The following is a 21481-nucleotide window of genomic DNA, read 5'->3' as shown; positions in this document are numbered from 1 at the left end:
ATCTAGCGGGAAACACATCCTCTCCCCTGAGTTGAAACCGATGGAACGACCCACCACGTCCATGATGCTTTTAACATATTCGATAATATCTTTCACTATCAATTAGCCAACAACCATGGGCTGACAGGCACGGATTGGACCCGTAAAAGATGATCATGAGGATGGAAAAATACCATTTAGAGAAACGGTTGATCTGCTATGTCCTCAAACAGAGACCTGCCCCCTTTAATGGCAATAAGGCAAATGGACGCTTGAGGCATTTCCTGCCAATCCGTTGGAAATTTTTCCTTCAAGCATTTTCCAAGGTAACCCCATGGCTCAGGACAAATGCGAAGAATACATCCGGGAGAGTTCCCTCAAAATCCATTTGCCTATCCGAAGGGACGCAAATGGAATATTCCTTGTTTCCCCATCCTGAGTTAGAGCGGGCCTCTGGTGACACTGAGGACCACAAAGGATTTGTCATCAAAGGTGATCGTCAATGACTCACCCTTGTCATGTGAGGGGCTCTGGAGATCCATATAGGAATAGGTCCAGATATGAATATGCCCCCCACCCGTCTTGGTTTTGAGGCGGGCAATCGGCTCTCCAAGTAGAGTCAATACCTCATCCTGAGTCGTTTTATGAGGGAGGATTTGGTTTTCGATGCCTGGAGGTATCGGCCTCTCGCCCGTCTCATAGAGATAGGCACGATTTTGCGAACATGCCGAGAGGAGAATAATGGTGACAACCCATGCGCATGTTCGTTGTACCCAATACCATCCCCTATTCATGAAAACACCTTTACCAGAAATCGTCATAAAAAGCCTCCCACAAATACAGTAATCGCATGAATACCTCCCAGCTAAGGAAGAATGGCTATAGTACCTGTTTCGGGCTGAGAAGCAACCCTACTCAAAATTTCCGCCTACCCACAAAAAAATTTCATGGAACGGAGGACCAGGTAGTAGAGGCCCATCACCACACTTACTTCCCGTGAGGTACTATTGAATCCACCCACGCTTGTCTTCAGGGATTGTCGTGTGGACGCTTCCCTAGAGTTTTGCATTAAAAAACTTTTGGATCCTGTCCTTTTTTTTCTATGATAGACTCTCCGGAATGCCTGGCACCGAAAGGAGGGTTTTTTCGCCCTGCCCTCACCCTTTCAACCCCGCACAGGAGTGGGCGGGATACAGTCTTTTTCACAGATGCTGATACACAATCTCTTTGTATGGGATGAAAAAATTCGGAAATCGCCACACGTCGATATTCCGGGATATTGTCCTAAAACCAATCACCTCTATCTTGTGGCGATGACTTCCACAGAGGAAAATTCTCTCTGCCGGTGGGACACACAAGTCAAACATTCAGATCAGCCGGTAAACAAGGTTTGACCATACGAGCCATTGAAGTGGCGGGAAACCCGGGATTGTTCATGAATATGAAGCCTCCCCATTTCATTATTTGGAGACGACATCAATGAAAATTAAAAGGATGAATTTTGGATATTTGTTAGGAGGTCTCTTGATCCTCATGCTCTCGGTTGCCCTTGCTCAAGAGGAAGGAGTCATGGGTGAAACCCGACGTCTGTTCCTAGAGCCAGTTCTTTGTCTCATGCTCCTGATGGGGATTTGGAGCCATGTCAGTGAAAAAAAATGGTTGATGATAGGGGGAGGAATCCTTGCAGTAAGCGGGGTCGCGACTGCCACAATCGACTACTTCTTAGGCATTCCTGAGCTTCATTTGGTCAACATGTCTATTCTATTTGTGTTTTCTCTGGTCAGTACCTGGATTGCTTACCGACATCTGCTTCTTACAGGCTCAATCACTGTGAATAAAATCATTGGCGCCATCTGCATTTATCTCCTGATCGGACTAAACTGGGCAATGTTCTATCTATTCACCAATCTGGCCAACCCGAACTCTTTTCAAGGCCTGACATCTACCGCCATAGGAGTCCAATTTTCAGAATTAATGTATTATAGCTATATCACCATTACTACCGTAGGCTATGGCGACCTCACGCCCATTAAGCCGATCGCACGCACCCTCACCTATCTCGAGGCGATTGTCGGGCAATTTTATGTTGCCGTCCTGGTGGCTTGGCTTGTTGGCATGTATCTTTCCGACAAAGGCGACCCCCTCAAAAAATCCTAGATCCAATCGGGCGTAACTCGCGTCCTTCACCAACTTGATGTCGTCCCGGGCCGTTGTACTCATAAGTGCACTTGCAAATCCAGAGTCTACCACCATGAGGCTTGGACCTACGCCGATCTCCCAACCTTTGTTTTTTTAAAGATGATCAAAAACTTCTTCCCTAATAAAAAACAACGCATAGCTGACAGACATGATTAGCCTTTCTTCTACCCCATTCTGGGAGCCCAGAGAATCATCGCCGCTCCCGCTAAACACATCCCGGCTCCGACCAAATCCCACCGGTCAGGGGGCATTCCTTCCACAGCCCACAGCCATACCAGAGAGGCCATGATATAGACTCCCCCATAGGCCGCAAAGGCTCGCCCCGCAAAGACCGCTTCTGAACGTGTCAGTATCACAGCAAAAATCACAAGGGAAACGATTCCCACTATTCCCAACCAGGGTGTTCGGTGTAGCCTAAGCCACATCCAGAACGCAAAACATCCGCCGATTTCAGCCAAAGCGGCTCCGACATAAACCGCTAACGTATTCATGGGCATTTCTCCTCAAACAGCGATTCAATAATGGGACAGTCAGGAACCAAACCTCCTTCGCATTGAGAGGAAATCGAACGAAGTATTTTTTGAAGCCTACGCAAATCTGAGATTTTTTTACTGACATCCCTGAGATGTTGCTCCGTTACCCCCTTCACTTCCTGGCACGTGTACCGCTCGCCGTCAACCAACTTGAACAGCGTGCGAATCTCCTTAAGCGAAAATCCCAGTTCCCGGCTACGACGAATAAAGACCAACCGTCTGAGTGGTTCCTTGTCATAGAGACGGTGTCCGCCTTCGGTTCTCGGTGGTTTCGACAGCAAACCAATACGCTCGTAATAGCGGATAGTCTCGATGTGGCACCCGGTCTTTCGAGACAAGACTCCGATGGTATCCATGCTGCCTCGCTCCTTAAGACACCTTCTTGCATCTGTAGTTGCTACAGGTTGTACCATGAGAATCAGGAAGGAGGAAACTTGTCTTATAAGTATGAAACGTTTCCTGACTTGGACTAACTCCATGGAATGAAGATGGGGGTAGTACGAACGGTCATGCAGAAAAAATGGAGAATGGCCAATGGGAGTAAGCGCACAACGACAATCAGTCCTACGCTGTCCGCAATGCGGTTTTCAGAAGACCGAAACCATGTCACTTGATTCCTGCCGGGTGATGTATGAGTGCCTGAAGTGCCGGACGATTCTCAAACCCAAGAAAGGAGATTGTTGCGTCTTTTGTTCCTATGGAACGGTGTCCTGTCCGCCTCAGCAGACAACCCACTTGGACACGTAAACCCCATAGTTGTAACAATCGCAAAGGAGATGGTGTAAGAAAAACATGAAATTCATTTTGGGCCTGTGCGTCGTCGTCTTACCACTTCTTACGGAAATAGGGCCGTTGAGGCTGAGCAAATTCAGCCTCAACACATCTTGATCCATATGAAGTCTTCCTTGGCCGAAGATGATGCCCAGATTTGCCCGGTCCCCAACGTGGCCTGGGCAATAGTGAATGCCGGGCATCAGGTCACCATTCTAGCGGATGCCAGCGCCGTTACCTCCGTGGCAAAAGGGTTTGGATGGTTCCGGCGTCTGGTGCATTCGGACACGACCGCCCTAGATCGGGCCAAGCTACCGGAACGCGAGCGGATCAGTCTGGCTGACCACATGGGCGTGTTGGATAATAATAGTTACCAAGGGCATATTGACCCACAGGCACGTTGCATATTAGAGGCCTTGGGGCAGTTCAAAAAAGTTCGTCCAGCAAGGCCGCAGTCATTTTTGCGCGCAGAGCGTAATTCCAGTACGTGAGCACGGAAAAATGGCGAGAACGCCGCTGGCGGCTTTTTTCAACAGCCCAAGTATGGAGAATACTTGGCGTTCCTGAAAAAGATGAAAGTGACGATCTATGGCAATCAGACCATGATGCTCCTGTATAATATTGACCTAAAAGACATCACACCCGTCACCCCCTATTGCATTGAAACACATGGTCGAACTTTTTCAATCTGCGGACCGCATCATGGTGTATTAAATCATTAAAAAGAGGTTAACAGATGGACAGGAAAACCCATTGGGAGAAGGTGTACGGGACTACGGCTGCCGAGGAGTTGAGCTGGTATCAGTCCCATCCCACGATGTCATTGCATTTGATCAAGTCAACAGGCGTTCAAAAGACCGCAAGCCTAATCGACGTGGGAGGGGGCGATTCAACCCTGGTTGATCATCTTCTCGACCAGGGCTTCGAGCACCTTACCGTTCTCGATATTTCTGCCGCCGCTTCGGATCGTGCCAAGGACAGACTGTGCGATCGCGCGAACCGGGTGACCTGGATCGAAGGTGATGTCACCCATTTTCGTTCGTCCAAGACGTACGATGTGTGGCACGACCGAGCCCTGTTTCATTTTCTGACGGAAGCGGAGGATCGAGAAAAATACTGCGAGACCATGCACAGGGCTGTTAGTGCGCAAGGTCACGTGATCATCGCGGCCTTTGCCTATGAGGCGCCACCAACATGCAGCGGCTTACCTGTTGTTTGCTATTCCCCTGAATTTTTGACCTTAGCCATTGGGAATAATTTTGAGCTTGTTGAGTCAGTTGAACAGATCCACCACACCCCTGGGGGCAACAAGCAACCGTTCATCTATTGTCGCTTTATGAGACGCAAGCCCTGAACTTTTTGGGGATCGTCCCCGGAAATCCACTTCATGACTCACCTCACAGAATCAATGTGTTTATGATCAGCCCGATCGACGCGCAGACGGCGATGACCTCAATGACATTCCGCCGGTAGCGGAACAGGGCCACCGCTGCGGCCAGCGCGATTAACGCCGATACCCAGTCGAAGGAGCCGGTGAAGCCGTGCGGCCAGAGAACGTGGTAGCCGAAGAACAGCGCCAGATTGAGGATGACTCCCACAACGGCCGCTGTGATGGCGGTAAGGGGTGCTGTGAATGTGATGTCGCCGTGGGTCGATTCGACCAAGGGGCCTCCCGCCAGAATGAACAGGAATGAGGGAAGAAAGGTGAACCACGTCACCAGTATTGCGGCAACCGCCCCGGCGAGAAATACAAACTCCGGCCCGAATAATACTTTCACGTAGCCGCCGACGAATCCGACAAAAGCCACGACCATGATGAGCGGCCCCGGAGTGGTTTCACCAAGCGCCAAACCGTCGATCATTTGCGTGGGGGTGAGCCAGCCATAATGCCCAACCGCGCCCTGGTACACGTAGGGCAGCACCGCATAGGCCCCTCCGAAAGTTACCATGGCCGCTTTGGTGAAAAACCAGCCCATTTGCGTCAGCGTATGCTGCCAGCCAAAGTTGGCCACCAGGAAGGCCATGGGGGCAGTCCATAGCAAGCCTCCGAAAACGGTGATTTTGAGTAATTTCGTCCAACGAAAATGCGCATGCTCAGGTGGCGGAGTGTCGTCATCAATAAGCGTTGAGCCAACCGACATCTCGATTTGGTTGTGGCCGCCACCGGCTCTAAACGTGTCTGGAGCGATCCCACCGCCGAAGTGGCCGGTCAGTCCAGCTAAGAGGATAATGGCGGGAAACGGCACGTTGAGTGCAAAAATCGCCACGAAGGATGCTGCGGCAATTGCCCACAGCACATTGTTCTTGAGCGCCCGCGAGCCGATCCTCTGAGCGGCTTGAACCACAATGGCCGTCACGGCGGGTTTGATGCCGTAAAACAAACCCGCGACCAGCGGCACGTCACCGAACGCGATATAGATCCACGACAAGGCGATCAGGATCAGAAGCGACGGCAGGACGAACAGTGCCCCGGCCACGATTCCGCCCCACGTTCGATGCATCAGCCAACCGATATAGGTAGCGAGCTGTTGGGCTTCCGGGCCTGGCAGGATCATGCAGTAGTTCAGCGCATGCAGAAAACGCCGCTCGGAAATCCAGCGCCGACGCTCGACCAGTTCCTGATGCATAATGGCAATCTGTCCGGCAGGCCCGCCGAAGCTGATGAATCCGAGCTTGAGCCAGAAGACGAAGGCCTGCCAGAAGGTCACCGGCGTTGGTGGGGATGCGGGAGGTGCGACAGGGGGGGCTTCCGGCTTGTTCATCGGGTGGGTACGGTTTGTTCAGCGGCGACAGGCAAGCCGTCCAAGACACCGCACGCTGTCGCCACCAGAAGAGTAGCGCAGGTGCTGGCAGAAGTTCGCCATACTCGCATTGGTCAGACCCATTCATTGGTTCGCATGATCTGAACACTCAACACTAGCAAAACCTTCATGACTCTGCGAACCAGATTGCTTTGGGCGCCATGAGGTCTTCTCATTCAGACGACTGACCCCGATCCGACCGAAACACTATCAGTGAATAGAGTAGGAAGGAATGCCGGATGATTTTCGCGTATTCCTGCCAATAGATTGGGGGAAAACAATTGTAAGCCAGTCAAATAAGTCCTGAGCACTTTGAGACTGATGTACTCATATAAGTCCATTCAAATCACAACGGGCACCTGAGCCCAGCAAATGAAGCCTTATTAACATGAAAGTGGGTTAGCACCGGGCTTTGCAGAACCCATCCTTTGTGCAACAACATCATTTTTGACAATTTCTCAATGATTGGGTGTCGAAAACCTTTTTTTGGGAAATCGCAAGTGTCCACTACTGGCTGTGAGCTCAACTGGTCGCTGCAACACATACATGACATTTCCCTGCAGGTGTTTCGTATTCAAATGTTTTCCTTGGCCCCATTGAAAAACTGGTTATGTTCATGAATTATTTATTTTTTCTGTAATACTTTTCGCCCATAGGATTCTCCCCATTCGTGCATCGCGAGCAACACGCTTTCAAGCGATTGGCCAAGGGGGGACAACCGGTATTCGACCCGCGGGGGAATTTCCTTATAGTCTTTTCGATTGACCAACCCACGTTCTTCCATTTCACGCAATTGTTTCGTTAACGTCCGGTGGGTGATTCCGCCCAACTCCCGTTGCAATTGATTGAAACGCTTGGTGCCCTCAAGCAACTGATGAATGATTAAGACCTTCCATCGCCCGGCGATGGCGTCAAGTGTGCATTCTACGGGACAAAACACATTCTTCTTGGTGGGCATCGAAATTCTCTTTCTGTTTGAGCGGTATCATTTATGTGCGTACTTGCACATTGATCCTGTAAGAATTATATATCATCGTGGCCCACAAGAAAAAATGGGGAACAATCACGCTAGTGCCAAATGAAAAGAGGGAATCATCGTGACAACAAAAAACCTCACGCAAATTATACCAAACACCGGTCAGCATTGGGTCGGAGATGGGTTTCCGGTGACGACGATGTTTTCGTATGACGAATTGGGAGCGGAGATGAGTCCGTTTCTGCTGCTCGATTATGCCGGTCCTGCAGAGTTTACGCCTTCCGACAAACCTCGGGGAGTCGAACAACATCCGCATCGTGGCTTTGAAACGGTCACCATTGTGTATCAAGGCGAAGTCGAACACCGGGACAACGCCGGGAACTCAGGAAAAATCGGTCCGGGCGATGTGCAATGGATGACCGCGGCACGCGGCATTCTCCATGAGGAAAAACATGGTCTCAACTTTACGAAAAATGGCGGCACCCTGGAGATGATCCAACTCTGGGTGAACTTGCCGGCTAAAGACAAAATGACTGCGCCGCGTTATCAGGAAATTTCAAACAAAGATATTCCAGTTGTGAAGCTGGATGAAAAGGGAGGCAGGCTCAGGGTTATCGCAGGCGATTACACCGGCACTCCAGGTGCGGCAAAAACCTTCACTCCCATTAATCTATGGGACATACAGCTCAATAAAGGACAGTCCCTGAAATTGCAACTGCCGGATGGATTCACGACCACGTTATTGGTTCTGAAAGGGACGGTTCTGATCAATGAAACGAAGACCATGAACAGGAAAGAATTGGCTCTCTTCGAACGGAAAGGCGAACAGATTTCCCTCGACGCAACAAGCGATACGTTATTGCTGGTATTTAATGGGGAGCCGATAAATGAACCCATTGTTGGACAGGGACCGTTCGTGATGAATACAGAGGAAGAGATTCGGCAGGCCATGACCGATTATCGTGGAGGCCGTTTCTGATATGTTTAGCGGAAGCAGATCAACCACCAGCACCAACAAGGAGCAAGCATGACAGATAACAAGTTAGTAGAGAAAAACAAATGGATGATCGATCCGGATGATGCGGTCATGCTTTTGATTGACCATCAGAGCGGACTGTTTCAGTTAGTCAGAGACATCGATCTTCCGGTGTTGCGATCCAACGTGACGGCTCTGACAAAAGTGGCACACCTTGCAGGGATCCCAACCTTTACAACGGCGTCTGTCCCTGATGGACCGAATGGCCCGCTGATCCCGGAAATCCATAAATATAATCCAAATGCGGTGTATGTTCCCCGCACTGGCCAGATCAATGCATGGGACAATCCTGCATGGGTGGAAGCCATTAAGAAAACCAATAGAAAGACCCTGTTAATCGCGGGCACACTTACAAGTGTTTGCATGGCGTTTCCAACCCTAAGCGCCCTTGTCGCGGGTTATAAGGTTTTTACCATTGTCGATGCTTCCGGGAACTGGAGCAAGATGGCCACCGACATCACCATTGCCCGGGTGGTGCAGGCCGGAGCCATGCCAATTGATACCTACGCGGTGCTGGCTGAGATCATGAGCACGTGGAATCGTGCGGACGCGATGGAATTTGCAGAAATTATGACCGACCATATTGTTCCGCCTTACCGTGCTCTGATTGAAAGCTACGAAAAAGCCCAAAGCGTTGGGAAAAATGGCAGAGAAACAAAACTTGAACGACTTGAGCCTGCAACGACCAGAAAAAATTAAATAAATTAAGAGCAATTTTTCAACAAGGGTTTTTCTATACCAAAGAAGAAATTCGAATTTGCGAATAACAAAAGTCTAGATCTGCATTTCACTGGCTGTGCGTGAGAAGTTGGTAAGCTTACCAGCTTCTCCCGCAGATCACAGACCAATCGGTGGCATGCAACCAAATAGCATCAACGGTATCCCGCCGGAAGATCCGGTTGATAGAAAGATGACATTTCATTCGGTCAACTAAATAAAATTAGCACCTCCAGGAATGTGGAGCGAACCGTGTGAGCTCTGAAAAGAGGGTAAGGATTCATTCCTCCTCCTTTGGATTATGCCATCCACCAATATCCGCCACGACAGCCTGCGCCTCATTGGGACCCCACGTCCCTGCCGCATATTCAAAGACAGGGGTGGGCATCTTCAAAACTGGATCCACAATACGCCAGGCCTCTTCGACTCCATCCTCCCGGGCAAACAGCGCGGCATCTCCCGCCATCGCATCGCCGATGAGGCGCTCATAGGCCCCCTGTTCATCCCCTTGTTGGCGACAGACATAGAGCTCAATGTCTTCCCCGGTCATTCGTTCGCCAGGTACCTTGGCCCGGGCACCCATCGCAATCGCGACTCGATCCGGACCCAACCGGAAACGAATATGGTTCGATGCATCTGACCGCCTGTCGTCAAAGAGCTGATGAGGCGGATGTTTCAGTTTGACCAACACTTCCGTGGCCGTTACCGGAAGACATTTCCCTGTTCGAATGAAAAAGGGGACGCCTTCCCACCGCCACGAATCGATATGAAGCTGCATCGAGGCGAAAGTTTCTACCTGCGAATCCGGCCTCACCCCGGCTTCCTCACGATAGCCCCGGAACTGTCCCCGCACCAGGGAATTTCCCGTGAGTGGCCGAATGCCCTTGAAGGCCTTAACCCGTTCATCGCGCAGAGCTTCCCCACCGGAACTGACAGGTGGCTCCATGGCCAGGTTGGCCACCACTTGCAACAAGTGATTTTGCACAACGTCCCGGATCGCACCGGTTTCCTCATAAAACTTGCCACGCCCGTCTACCCCGAATTGCTCCGCCATCGTGATCTGCACACTTTCGACGTAGTTGCGGTTCCAGATGGGCTCAAGAAACGAATTGGCAAAACGAAAAAACAGGAGATTTTGAATCGACTCCTTTCCGAGGTAATGATCGATGCGGAAAATTGCCGATTCATCAAAAACACTGCGCAGGGTACCATTCAGGGCTTGGGCGGAAGCCAGATCGCGCCCGAAAGGTTTTTCCACGACGACTCGTGCGCCGGAGGCACAGCCTGACTTTCCTAAGCTTTTCACCACGGCTGGAAACAGAGAAGGAGGGATGGCCAAATAGAAGAGAGGGCGTTGCGCGGTATCTAGGGTCTGACGTAAACGGGTAAACGTATCTTCCTCCTGATAATCCCCATCAACACATCTGAGCAAATCGGAAAGCTTTGCAAAGGCGGCCTCATCGACCCCGCCGCCGAATTTTTCCAGACTGTCCCTGGCACGCTGTCGGAGGTGGTCCACATCCTTGCCGCCTCTGGCGACACCGATAATCGGAACGTCGATCTTCCCACGTTGAATCATGGCCTGAAGCGCCGGAAAAATTTTCTTCTGTGCGAGGTCGCCTGTGGCCCCGAAAAGCACAAGAGCATCTGAAAGAGCATTCCCCATCATTCCCTCCCTAAACCATCAAAACAATTGATCCCACCCTACTCCACCGTAAGGAGTTCAAGGATGTGTCCGCTCTGATCGCAAAAGTATACTCCGCGTCCGCCACCCCGGTGGTTGATGGTCCTATCCTCCCGCGCACCTGGTCCGCTCCCATAGGGAATGCCTTCGGTCTGAATGCGACCAAAGATCCGGTCGAAATCTTCTTCCCCAACTTTGAATGCATAGTGATGAATGTCGAAGGTGCCGACCTCATCATCATCGAAATCAAACGTGAGCGTCTCATTAATCCGTAGCGGCGCGAAATATCCGACCTTTCCTTCGTCGAACACGAGCCCGAAAATTTTCGCATAGAATTTTGCCGATGCCACTTTGTCATGCGCCGGGACGATGGTGTGATTGAGTTCAATCGACATAGCTCATCTCATTATCGTCGCGATGGTCGGGAATCACCTGGCCTCGCGGTGGAAGGACCGGCAGGCGAAGAGCCACAGTGAAAGTTTTGTCTATCCTCTCACACGTTGACCCATGGTTCATTTGACTGTGGTTCCTGGACACGGTCATCAATAGGAAAATCTAGCTGTTTCGGCGAAGGCCCGGCAAGCTGAAACAGGATCTTCTCGGCTAACAGGTCAGAATGGGAGACTCAGCAAGGGTCTTTCATCTGCCCAACCAGGGAAATTCCCAGTTCCCTTGAGGGGCGATGAGGAGTAGAAGCATGTTAAGCTCGGTAGCATCTTGGGCGAACGAAAAAATTTTGGCGATGAGAAGTGTTCCTGCACAAGATTGACGTAATCACGACACCTGATCAACGAAAGAAAAGACGATAGGCCGTATGCAAAAAAAATGGGAAGTCGTCATTCTTGGTGGTGGGTTTGCCGGTCTGGCCTGCGCCCGTCGACTCGAAAAACTTTGGGGGAACGACACGGCCAAACGCGTGCTGCTGGTCAGCGCTGAGAACTATTTCGTCTATCAACCCTTTCTTTCGGAAGTGATCGGGGCGGGTATCGAGCCGCGCCATGTCATGAATCCCATTCGACTAGCCTTGCGCCGCTGTAAGGTACAACGTGCCGAGGTCACGAACATTGATCTGGAAAAACGACGAGTCGAATTCAATGCGGATGAGGGGGCAAGCCTGGAACCCGTCGAGGCCGAACACCTGGTCATCGCGTTGGGAAGTAGCACCAATCTCCGCGCGGTACCGGGCATGATGGAGCACGGGCTATTTTTAAAAACATTAGCTGATGCCCTGGGAATCCGCGAACACATTATTAAACGCTTGGAGGAGGCGGATCTTGAACCCGACCCCGATATCCGCCGATCTCTCCTCCATTTCGTGGTCGTCGGTGGTGGATACAGCGGGGTCGAAACGGCTGGTGAAATTCTTGATTTGTTACAGGATGCCAGAGGGTTTTATCCCGCATTTGACCCGTCGGAGCTGCGGGTCACCCTGGTGCACTCAGGCGAACATTTACTCCCTGAACTGGGCGAAGACCTCGGGCGTTTTGCTCAACGGTTTCTTGAATCCCGGGGAATGACGGTTTTGCTCAACAGGCGGGCCTCTTCGGTGAGCGCAGGCTATATCCGATTAAACGATGGCACATCCATTAAATCCCAGAACCAGATTTGTACCATTGGCAATGCCCCGAATCCGGTGCTCAAAGATTTGGCTGCGGAGTATGCCAACGGATGGCTAGAGACCGACGAATATTTACGACTCAAAGGCTTTACCCATGTCTGGGGCATTGGGGATGGAGCAGCCAATCCTGACGGGTATGGGAATCAATGTCCGCCTACGGCCCAATTTGCCATACAACTTGGCCGGCATGCCGCCGAGAACATCGCCTTATCTTCCTCCGGCAAACCCCTTGGTTCATTCCGGTACAAAACACTGGGCCAGATGGCCACGATCGGACATCATAAAGGCGTCTGTTCGATCATGGGTTTCCAGTTTAGCGGGTTTATTGCCTGGTGGATAACACGCACAGTTCATTTGCTGAAATTGCCCGGACTCGACCGCAAACTACGGGTCATGGTCGATTGGACTTTTGAGCTTTTTTTCCCGCCGGATCTCAATTACCTGGACTTGAAAAAAACACAAAAAATTGCGCGCATACATGTGGAACCGGGAGATGTGATTTTCCGCCAGGGGGAACGAGGGTCCGCTTTCTATATTGTGGAAGACGGCACATTGGAAGCCACCCGATACGATGGCGAGGGCAAAGTGCTATGGCATGACGACATACTCCCTGGGGAACACTTTGGCGAGGGATCGTTTTTATATGGGATGGTGCGGCGCGTCACCGTCACAGCCAAGACCGGAGCAACCCTCATGGTGTTTAATTCAAATGAATTCAAAACCTTCGTCGAGAGTTTCCAAACGCTCAGTCAGATCCTTCGTCACACGGCCCAACGACCATCACAAGAAGAAGTATTGGGCGAAACACGCTGGACGACGGAACTGCTCTCCTCTCCGGTCGAAGCCGTGATGAAAAAATCCGCACCGTGTCTATCCGAAACGGCCACGATCAATGAGGCCATCCTGGCCTTTGGGAAGTGTTCACAAACCCTGTTGCCTATCGTGGATGCGGAAGGAAAAATGACCGGCATTCTGACAAAGACGGATCTCTATCGGGCCATGACCCATGGCCAGGATTTCGGTGAGTCCGTCGACACGATCGCCAAGCATGAGGTCGCCGCACTCCGTGAGGGGCAGACTGTCCGGAAAGCTTTACGGGTTTTGTACATGAAGGATGTGAAACAGGCTCCAGTGTTGGATCATCAATCCCGACCGGTCGGGATTCTCAGTCACCTGGATCTTGCCGAAGCGAGAATTCACCTCGAACACCGGGCATCAGAGAGGGCGCACGCTTCCTCCAACAATCCTCTCTCCCACAGCTAGGAATGATGGTTGTCACAAATACACGGTTTTTCCCCTTCCTTCTCCCACAAGGAGCGACGAGGATGTTTATGAATTCTGATCATGAGTTCATCAAGAATGGATGTTTCACCGACATGTTAATGTTTTAATTTTAAAGTTTTTTAAATCACGGGTCAGATTTTTTCAGCAAAGGCTCAATAACTCCGCCACAGGAATGAAATGTACCCGCAATTACACAGTGCATTCCGTATGGGTGTTTACAATGATTAGGGAAACCCGCGCAGCAATGGTCCTATTGACTGTGTTGGGGAAACACTCATAGCCCGTCCATTCTCTAAAAGTCAGTTATCCCTGAAATACAGATTTTCTGATTCGTTTCTTGTGAAAAATAAAGGTCAGCAAGGGAAAATTGGACCGTACCACCTCGCAATGAGTCTGGCAGAATCAGCTTTCCGAATCATTATTTCATGAGACTGGAATACCTTAATGTCCTTTCCAGTATTGCCATCTAGCCAAGAAAATGAAAGATTTTTTCGGATACAGGATCCCTTCGGTCTTCGGAGAAGCATTGTGCCTTTATTTACAATAAATCGAGAAACACATCTGATTTCTGGGCTAGGAACCTCTTTCCGCGTGGATTCCTTTGGGACGTATTTATCAGCCTATCATGTGCTGGATTGTCCTGAAAAAAGACAAATTATTGATCGTCAGTTAGGAACAGTCTTTGGAATGATGAGCCCAGGACTGGTTTACGGACAGGTACCTATTCCTGAAGATTGCTTTGTGTTTATTGATCATGTTGATAACTATAGATGGGAAGATAGCGATCCAATTGGCCGATTACACGGACGCACTGATAATAGAAACATTTTCGATTGCCTTAAATTTCGCTTTGATCCTGCAAATCAACGGGTCAAGGATTTTACAGATTTTTTGCCATTAAAGATTAGTGGTTCACGGCCTAAAATTGGCGATAGAGTCATGGCCATTGGTTATCCAAATGTCATGGATGTCCAAAACGTTAGGGAAGAAGGTGTGCTGATATTTACTGAGAAAATGTATGGAGCTGTGGGTAAAATCACACAACTATTCGCTACAGGGCGCGGTATTACCAAGCCGTGGCCTTCCTTTGAGGTTTCATGCAATTGGCCTGGTGGAATGAGTGGCGGACCAATTTTCAATGAGGACGGCCATGTCATTGGCCTTGTGAGTTCCGGTATGGATTCCAACAGTGAGGATGACGGGGTGGGATATTCTTTGGGGTTCAACCATTACGGTTTTTTGAAACATGGCTTCCCGCTGTCGATCCCCAAAACCCGGGAAGGATTCGTGGTTGGGCAGTGCTAAGGCGTGATCCTTGGCATTTGCAAGGCTTATATGCGGAGAGCTTGCAAGCTGAAGAGATCTTGCAAACCATTGGGGTTGACTACGAAATTATATATGGATCAAACCAATATGGATCCGATGATTTTTTTTGGAGTGGAACTTAAGACTTAAATATCTGCCTTCTCCATATTTTCTAATAAATTCCAATCCCGATGTCATCAATCTGATAGATACCAAAGCTACCGTGACTGGCTCGAATTTTCACTTCGGTTATATGATCCGTCCAATCTGATAAATCCCAATTCCCAGTGGGAAGCTCATCCCAGCAATACCAAATACCTGGGTGAGTGGATCCAGCTACGCCGCTGGAAATCCAGGGGCCATCAATTTCTTGCATCGGTTTGTAACACAATTGGATGCCTTGGGTGCTTTCAACCCTGATCCGGTTGAGCTTAAACAGTTTCTTGTCATTGATTCCGCCATCCGTCACAAAGATGTGTGTCGGTCTATGGCCCTCATGTGGATGGAGACTTCGAGGTTCTTCCCGGGGTTCAATTTCTTGGCAGGTACCATCATCCTGAATAATGCCCCAGTCCGTAAAGCTTCCGGGACAAGTCGTAATATGTGGATTTTCGTAGCCTAAATGAAAATGGCTAACGCTGAGAGGGGTCCAGATTGGGCGAACCTCGACATACATAAGCCCATTACAGGCTTGGTGCCACCAGGGGGTATAGGCAAATGTCGTTTCGGCGTATGGATGAAGACTGAACTCTAGAAGATCTAAGGCATCGTAATCCGAGAAATCTACCAAACATTCTTCGGCCAGGATTGGATTATTCGATGTTTGCAAAGCGTCCAAGGGGGAAGTGGAGCCACTGCGCGCTCGTAAGATATTGGCCGTTGGGTTTACGGACGGCTTTATTAAGGTAGGGAGAGAAGGCTCTTTATGTCCAGATTTCTGTATGGCAATTCTGCCTTTTGGAGTTGCCACCAGAACCATGTGATCTAATTTTTGAGAAACTGCCAAAACATTCTGGCTTCCTCCGGTCAGGACTATCACCAAAGCCATACCAAATACTCCAGCTCGAAGTATTTCGTTCACAAAATGTCTCTTGGGTGTCCTTCGCATCATCGTCTCCTTCCATGATTCTCAGTGAAGTTTCGCAGGGATGTTCCAAGCCATCTATGGCTAAATCTCTTTATGGTTTCCTACACAGAAACCATAAAAAGCAATTCGTATGCCATTGAAGCTCCCTATTAGAATAATCCCTATCTTCATTTATCTCATCTGGTGTTATGCAGCCTGGAGATAGGGGAAACTCGGCATCTTCGATATCCGTCAGACATTAAGAGGAGATTGGTCCGTATCGAAATTGATAAAATAGGTATCTGATTGGATAATTGTCTCGGAGAGTTCAAAAAGCAATTGTCAACTTAAGTCAAATTTGGCTCCATCCCGCATTGGCCGTGCTCACATAGTCCTCCGAATGCTTCGCTCTCCCCAGCGGCTGCAGACTCCCTTCGCGGGACTCAGGACAAGCCATTTGAGAGGCCTTGTATGGTGTTGTATCGGTTGAAAAGGTACAAGGGGGGCTCGACTGGCATTTGCCGTTATTGCGGACAGACTTCGTGAGGACTCTCACACCCACACCCCAAACGTCGATCAGGAATCTCGCGGCAAGGACTCTGACCGGCGATTGACTCGCAAGTTTACGTCGGTGTGTGCCACCCCAGCGTCATTCATGTACTTTCTGAAGGCTCCCATCATGCAAACTTTCTCGAACGTCGGCGTAGATGTGGCCAAAAACGCCGTCGCGTGCGCTGGGGGCAGTTTCCTGTCCACAGGGTCACCCATTAGAAGGCTCCGGTCTAGTGGGCACAGGTATCCAATGGTGAAGGGACCAATGGCTCTCTACCAATGAGATGTGTTGATTCAACCCATGCGTGTCTTTGAGGTTTGCGGCAGGAACCAATGCACTCCCCAGTGCCGTCGTTATTCGACGACCTTTCGCATGAGCACCAGGTTGTCGAGGATCAGATTGGATGACCAGATGAAGTCGGCGTCGGCTATCGGGTCATCGAATACATTGCGAAAATTCATGTAGGCCGGTTTGTTATTGACGCCAAGGGTGTCGTTGGTAAAGGCGGTTGCGTGCGGCCAGTCGCTATCATCGAAACCCGGTGCGAACCAGCTAGCAGGAACCTGCCAATGCGCCGCGGAGAAGGAACTCCCGTCTCGAACACTTTCCATCGAACAGGCAGAGCTGTCTCGAGCCGGGCCACGTACTTTCAGGCAAGAGCGGTCATTGAGTGGCGCAGTGTAAAATGTTTGCGCGCGCCACGTATTGTCGGTGACGGCAACGGTCTGGCCGCTCTCGCCCTTAATCACGGCCACCAACCCGGCGTCACCTGGATGATAGCCATACCCCCTGTTCTGCTCCGAGCCCAGACCAAGACTTTCTTCCCAGTCAACGCCCATCACAGCGAGAGAAAACGGCCGGGTCGCCTTGAAGCGAATGACGCTACTGTTAAAGGGCGTGAACGGAACCGCATCGACCGCGAGGAGTTTGCCGTTGACGTACAACTCAAAATAGTTGTCGGCAAAAATGTATGCCGTGAAGATATCGCTGCCACCGGCATCGATCACGGGAACCGACTTGAGGTCAAGATCGGCCGACCGGCGCAACCGGATCCCGTTACATTCATTGTAAAGATCCGCCGCCTTTGCCGCGCTTTCGAAATGCGTCTTGGCCGGCACGATCCACTCTGTGCCGTCTTTGGCCTTAATCTTTCCAACTGCACTGATGCGCGCGTTGGTATCCCTGCACGCATAAAGGCCGGGATTGACCGTTTGAGCCAGACCGGTCGTGAAGGATGGTAGCTCTTCTGCCATAACGTCTTGGCAGAAGACCGACACCCCAAGGGCCATAAAGACAAGCATTAATCTGAAGATTTTCATTGATATCATCCCCGAACCCGGACAATCTTTGGCATCAGTCGCCCGACAAAAAAGGATTTAAGATTACGTGACCTTTTATGGAAAAGACCCTATTAGCCGAGTAAATGGAGTTTCAATCGATTATATGAAACTTTGGAAGATGCTGGGAACATCTGAATGCTGGTCGAACACCCACAAAAAAAGGTCAGCCTGTTATCTCTTTAAAATGAGAGCTTGTTGAGCAGATTCAAATTTATTATTGGATGAATGAACGCTACAGATTTGAGGTCACCAATTAAATCAATGACTAAGGTCATCCGCGCCAGCATCCCATTCGGGGATTTTTTGCACCGGTTTCTGGAATTTAGGCGAGCAAATTTCTTTGTCTGTTAACAGCGGGTGTTGAGTTTTTTGATCATACAGGAAGAGGGCCATCCAACCGAAGAATATGGGAAGGGATGGGGTCTGATGCGATAATCGTATGGCCCCGTCTTTTATTTGTTAACTCATTTGAGGAAATTCTCCATGAAAATATTTTACTCTTGGCAATGCGATCTTGACAAAGAATACAACGAAACCTTCATACAGAATTGCTTGGACAAGGTTATAGCCAAGTTAAATAGCAGCCTAAACCCAAGAGAGCCATTCGAGCTTGATCGTGATACAAGGGATGTTTCTGGAAGTCCAGATATAGCAAAAACGATCTTGGATAAAATTGAGAAAAGTGGGGCCTTTGTGGGAGATCTGTCATTTATTGCAGAAGCCACCAATGGGAAACATTGCTCCAACCCGAATGTCCTTATAGAGCTAGGCTACGCGTTGAAGTGTTTAACCGATAGGTGTATCGTAAATGTAATGAATACCGCTTATGGAAATCCTGAGGGTAATATGCCATTTGATTTTGCCCATAAAAGGTGGCCAATTTCATACAAACTATCTAAGAGCAACAAAACTAGAAACCACGAGGAGCAAGGAAAATTGATACAAGGCCTGGAAAAGGCCATTAAGGATATTCATGCGATCAGTGGGGGTTCTAAGGCTGTTCCTTTGCCGCTCAAGGAGGATCCTTCAATAGACAACATCGAGAGCCACATTCTGCATTCCAATCCCAAGAGTGATTGGAAGCATATCCACGATGCTTATAAAAACTCAGCAATTTATCAAAAGGACGCAAATCTTCGAATCGAAATAAACAAGAATGATGAAGGAGTGGTGAGCAGTGATTTTCGAGAAGCATGGGCACACCTTTTCCCTAGTCCTACCACAACATCCTATTGGTGTGACATTTGGTTAGGAGCAGCGAAAATTGAAAGACGCCATTTGGTTTCTGCCGATGGCGGGAGAGCCATGTTGCCTCGCCCGGCGAATGTGAATGGTAATTTAGTGGAGCCTCTTGATTATAAACTTGCAGAAATTTTTGACCCTAATGATGTTTTGGCCCATTATTTTAATCAGGTTGGATATCAGTTGTTGTAGTCTACAAAAGTGCAGAGTTCCTAGACTTGTTCTCATCGTACACCTATCTTTGTATGATCAGACAGATTTGGGGTCAGGTCCTCCATTACGACAGAGTACCCATCTAGACTCTTCCAATGGCCCGGCCTCTTCAACTCCAATTTACTCATGCCCTTTATTACGTGACCAGCCGGGGCGATGGCCGACAAGCAATTGTCAAAACCGTGGCCGACCGTCAGGCCTTTCTTGATGGCCTCGCCCAAGTGGTGGAACGGTTTGGGGGGGGGCGCTGTCATGCCTACTGTCTGATGAACAATCCGCTATTGCAGCAGAAACACACGCCGAAGCCTATCGTACCCATGGATATCAGATGCGGGAAATTGCGGGCCACTTGGGCCTCCATTATTCCACTGTGCGCGCTGGATACGAAAGGCGGAAGCAGAGTGTTCATGATTACAAGACCTGCCTCTATGAGTGAAAATGATTGGGCACCGCACATGCTTCAACCCGTTCACTTGTAGAAAAGCTTTCGACTGATGTTCCGGTCAAGCTGTGAATGTTAACTCTATACCAATTTATGGTAAATATGGTTGTGGCAACTCCGTAAATACCAAGGGTAAATCCACGGTTGAAAAGGAATCGATCGCACGAAGCCTTACACGATACCAAAGCCCTATTCAATATCGACGACAACAAGAACCCTTGGAATTTTTTATATGATTCAAAAAACGAACTTTTTAAAATTATCTGAAAAGATGGTCTTAGAAACACTCCGCCAGAAAGAAAGCTGACCTCAAATTATTGAATTTTGTCCATCGCAGTGGGCAAGGGCGGAAGCAACTTTTCGATTCATTCTTCCATAAGATCGGAATACCCTAATGGCTTTTCCAGCTTTACCATCTAGCCAAGAAAATGAAAGATTTTTTTGGATACAGGATCCCTTCGGCCTTCGTAGAAGTATTGTGCCATTATTTACAATAGATCGAGAAACACATCTGATTTCTGGGCTAGGAACCTTTTTCCTCGTGGATCCTTTTGGGTCGTATTTAACAGCCTATCATGTGCTGGAGTGTCCCGAAAAAAGACAAATTATTGATCGTCAGTTAGGAACTGTTTTTGGAATGATGAGCCCCGGGATGGTTTGCGGCCGGCCGCCTATTCCTAAAGATTCTTTTGTCTTTATTGATCATGTTGATAACTATAGAGGAGAAGTTAGCGATCCTATTGGCCGATTACATGGACGCACTGTCAATAGAAACATTTTCGATTGCGTTAAGTTTCGCTTTGATCCTGCAAATCAACGGGTCAAGGATTTTACAAATTTTTTGCCATTAAAGATTAGTGGTTCACGGCCTAAAATTGGCGATAGAGTCATGGCCATTGGCTATCCAAATGTCATGGATGTCAAAAATGTTAGGGAAGAAGGTGTGCTGATATTTACTGAGAAAATGTATGGAGCTGTGGGTGAAATAACAAAACTATTCTCCACAGGGCGCGGTATTACCAAGCCGTGGCCTTCATTTGAGGTTTCATGTAATTGGCCTGGTGGAATGAGTGGCGGACCAATTTTCAATGAGGACGGCCATGTCATTGGCCTTGTGAGTTCCGGTATGGACCCGAACAATGGGGATGACGGGGTGGGCTATTCATTTTGGTTTCAACCATTAGAGCTTTTTGAAAGATGGCTTCCTGCGGTCCATCCCAACAATCCCGGATGGATTCGTGGTTGGGCAGTGCTAAGACGTAATCCTTGGCACTTGCAAGGTTTATATGAAGAGAGTCTGCAAGCTGAAGTAATCTTGCAGGCCATTGGGGCTGATTACGAAATTATATATGGATCAAACCAGTATGGATCCGATGATTTTTTTTGGAGTGGAACTTAAGACTTAAATATCTGCCCTCTCCCTGGCCTTTTAGAATATAGAGCTAGGCAAGCCTTTTGTTAAGAGTTTCATCCGACTTTGCTAGACTGCAGGTGGACCACGGCCCCTCCGTATTTAGTATCTGGGTGCGATCTATGTCGTGATGAGCCGGGGTCTGGTTCGCCGGGCGGCCTTTCGCACTCCCACAGTTAACCAAATCTATCTCCACGTGTTGGGCGAAGCACATATTCTTTGGATTGTCTGATGAGCAATCACTATCTGTGTCTACACCCCCCACGCGGAATTTGTGGCAGGTCATACGGCATCTCAATTGGGTGTATTCC

20 protein-coding genes are annotated in these 21481 nt (G+C 49.3%); 11 read left to right on the top strand and 9 right to left on the bottom strand.

All coding sequences use genetic code 11. The annotated features are described in order from the left end of the window. Nucleotides 1–419 precede the first annotated feature (419 nt). Complete coding sequence (locus tag ACWHYD_RS07600) at nt 420–800, bottom strand: hypothetical protein (RefSeq protein ID WP_447965305.1); 381 nt, start codon at nt 798–800, stop codon at nt 420–422. A 658-nt stretch (nt 801–1458) separates the two neighbouring features. Between ACWHYD_RS07600 and ACWHYD_RS07595 the strand changes: the two genes are divergently transcribed. Then, entirely contained in the window at nt 1459–2136 is a 678-nt protein-coding gene (locus tag ACWHYD_RS07595) for a potassium channel family protein (RefSeq protein ID WP_447965304.1), read from the top strand. Nucleotides 2137–2342: 206 nt separating this feature from the next. Here the strand turns inward: ACWHYD_RS07595 and ACWHYD_RS07590 are convergent, their stop codons facing one another. Both ACWHYD_RS07590 and ACWHYD_RS07585 read right to left on the bottom strand, forming a co-directional pair. Beyond that, nucleotides 2343–2669: a YnfA family protein gene (locus ACWHYD_RS07590; protein ID WP_447965303.1), complete on the bottom strand. Its 327-nt coding sequence runs from the start codon at nt 2667–2669 to the stop codon at nt 2343–2345. Continuing rightward, on the bottom strand, nt 2666–3067 hold the full coding sequence (locus ACWHYD_RS07585; RefSeq protein ID WP_447965302.1) for a MerR family transcriptional regulator: 402 nt from the start codon (nt 3065–3067) through the stop codon (nt 2666–2668). Before ACWHYD_RS07585 ends, ACWHYD_RS07590 begins: the two co-directional genes overlap by 4 nt. 178 nt (nt 3068–3245) lie before the next feature. Here ACWHYD_RS07585 and ACWHYD_RS07580 point away from each other — a divergent pair, with 178 nt between their 5' ends. The 3 genes from ACWHYD_RS07580 (at nt 3246) to ACWHYD_RS07570 (ending at nt 4836) form a co-directional block, all read left to right on the top strand. Next, nucleotides 3246–3458 carry a GDCCVxC domain-containing (seleno)protein gene (locus ACWHYD_RS07580; RefSeq protein ID WP_447965301.1) on the top strand — a complete coding sequence of 71 codons (213 nt, stop codon included), beginning with the start codon at nt 3246–3248 and terminating at the stop codon, nt 3456–3458. Between the two features lie 146 nt (nt 3459–3604). Further along, the gene (locus ACWHYD_RS07575; RefSeq protein WP_447965300.1) at nt 3605–3973 is read left to right on the top strand and encodes a hypothetical protein; all 369 of its coding nucleotides are present in this window, start codon (nt 3605–3607) and stop codon (nt 3971–3973) included. Nucleotides 3974–4218: 245 nt separating this feature from the next. After that, nucleotides 4219–4836 carry a class I SAM-dependent methyltransferase gene (locus ACWHYD_RS07570; RefSeq protein WP_447965299.1) on the top strand — a complete coding sequence of 206 codons (618 nt, stop codon included), beginning with the start codon at nt 4219–4221 and terminating at the stop codon, nt 4834–4836. A gap of 43 nt (nt 4837–4879) precedes the next feature. Here the strand turns inward: ACWHYD_RS07570 and chrA are convergent, their stop codons facing one another. After that, nucleotides 4880–6244: a chromate efflux transporter gene (gene chrA, locus ACWHYD_RS07565; protein ID WP_447965298.1), complete on the bottom strand. Its 1365-nt coding sequence runs from the start codon at nt 6242–6244 to the stop codon at nt 4880–4882. A gap of 664 nt (nt 6245–6908) precedes the next feature. Then, nucleotides 6909–7241, bottom strand: a complete 333-nt coding sequence (locus ACWHYD_RS07560) for a winged helix-turn-helix transcriptional regulator (protein ID WP_447965297.1) — start codon at nt 7239–7241, stop codon at nt 6909–6911. A gap of 139 nt (nt 7242–7380) precedes the next feature. Between ACWHYD_RS07560 and ACWHYD_RS07555 the strand changes: the two genes are divergently transcribed. Both ACWHYD_RS07555 and ACWHYD_RS07550 read left to right on the top strand, forming a co-directional pair. Then, nucleotides 7381–8238, top strand: a complete 858-nt coding sequence (locus ACWHYD_RS07555; RefSeq protein WP_447965296.1) for a pirin family protein — start codon at nt 7381–7383, stop codon at nt 8236–8238. A gap of 48 nt (nt 8239–8286) precedes the next feature. Next, on the top strand, nt 8287–8994 hold the full coding sequence (locus tag ACWHYD_RS07550; RefSeq protein WP_447965295.1) for an isochorismatase family protein: 708 nt from the start codon (nt 8287–8289) through the stop codon (nt 8992–8994). Between the two features lie 298 nt (nt 8995–9292). Here ACWHYD_RS07550 and zwf read toward each other — a convergent pair whose 3' ends face one another. Further along, on the bottom strand, nt 9293–10681 hold the full coding sequence (gene zwf / locus ACWHYD_RS07545; protein ID WP_447965294.1) for a glucose-6-phosphate dehydrogenase: 1389 nt from the start codon (nt 10679–10681) through the stop codon (nt 9293–9295). A 35-nt stretch (nt 10682–10716) separates the two neighbouring features. Beyond that, nucleotides 10717–11091, bottom strand: coding sequence for a VOC family protein (locus tag ACWHYD_RS07540; RefSeq protein ID WP_447965293.1), 375 nt, complete (start codon nt 11089–11091; stop codon nt 10717–10719). Between the two features lie 419 nt (nt 11092–11510). Between ACWHYD_RS07540 and ACWHYD_RS07535 the strand changes: the two genes are divergently transcribed. Together ACWHYD_RS07535 and ACWHYD_RS07530 are read left to right on the top strand one after the other, a co-directional pair. Beyond that, nucleotides 11511–13577, top strand: a complete 2067-nt coding sequence (locus tag ACWHYD_RS07535; protein WP_447965292.1) for an FAD-dependent oxidoreductase — start codon at nt 11511–11513, stop codon at nt 13575–13577. Between the two features lie 549 nt (nt 13578–14126). Continuing rightward, entirely contained in the window at nt 14127–14903 is a 777-nt protein-coding gene (locus ACWHYD_RS07530; protein WP_447965291.1) for a S1 family peptidase, read from the top strand. A gap of 172 nt (nt 14904–15075) precedes the next feature. Here the strand turns inward: ACWHYD_RS07530 and ACWHYD_RS07525 are convergent, their stop codons facing one another. Then, a complete protein-coding gene (locus tag ACWHYD_RS07525) occupies nt 15076–15984 on the bottom strand; it encodes a hypothetical protein (RefSeq protein WP_447965290.1) in 909 nt (302 codons plus the stop codon). A gap of 891 nt (nt 15985–16875) precedes the next feature. After that, complete coding sequence (locus ACWHYD_RS07520) at nt 16876–17841, bottom strand: hypothetical protein (protein WP_447965289.1); 966 nt, start codon at nt 17839–17841, stop codon at nt 16876–16878. Nucleotides 17842–18345: 504 nt separating this feature from the next. Here ACWHYD_RS07520 and ACWHYD_RS07515 point away from each other — a divergent pair. The 3 genes from ACWHYD_RS07515 (at nt 18346) to ACWHYD_RS07505 (ending at nt 21158) form a co-directional block, all read left to right on the top strand. Then, nucleotides 18346–19296 carry a hypothetical protein gene (locus tag ACWHYD_RS07515; protein WP_447965288.1) on the top strand — a complete coding sequence of 317 codons (951 nt, stop codon included), beginning with the start codon at nt 18346–18348 and terminating at the stop codon, nt 19294–19296. Between the two features lie 116 nt (nt 19297–19412). Then, nucleotides 19413–19796 (top strand): hypothetical protein, encoded by a 384-nt coding sequence (locus ACWHYD_RS07510; protein WP_447965287.1) that lies wholly within the window; start codon nt 19413–19415, stop codon nt 19794–19796. A 357-nt stretch (nt 19797–20153) separates the two neighbouring features. Further along, nucleotides 20154–21158, top strand: coding sequence for a S1 family peptidase (locus ACWHYD_RS07505; protein ID WP_447965286.1), 1005 nt, complete (start codon nt 20154–20156; stop codon nt 21156–21158). Nucleotides 21159–21481: the final 323 nt, after the last annotated feature.

This window comes from Nitrospira sp. Ecomares 2.1 (assembly GCF_965152585.1).
This window is presented reverse-complemented; position numbering and strand designations above follow the sequence as displayed.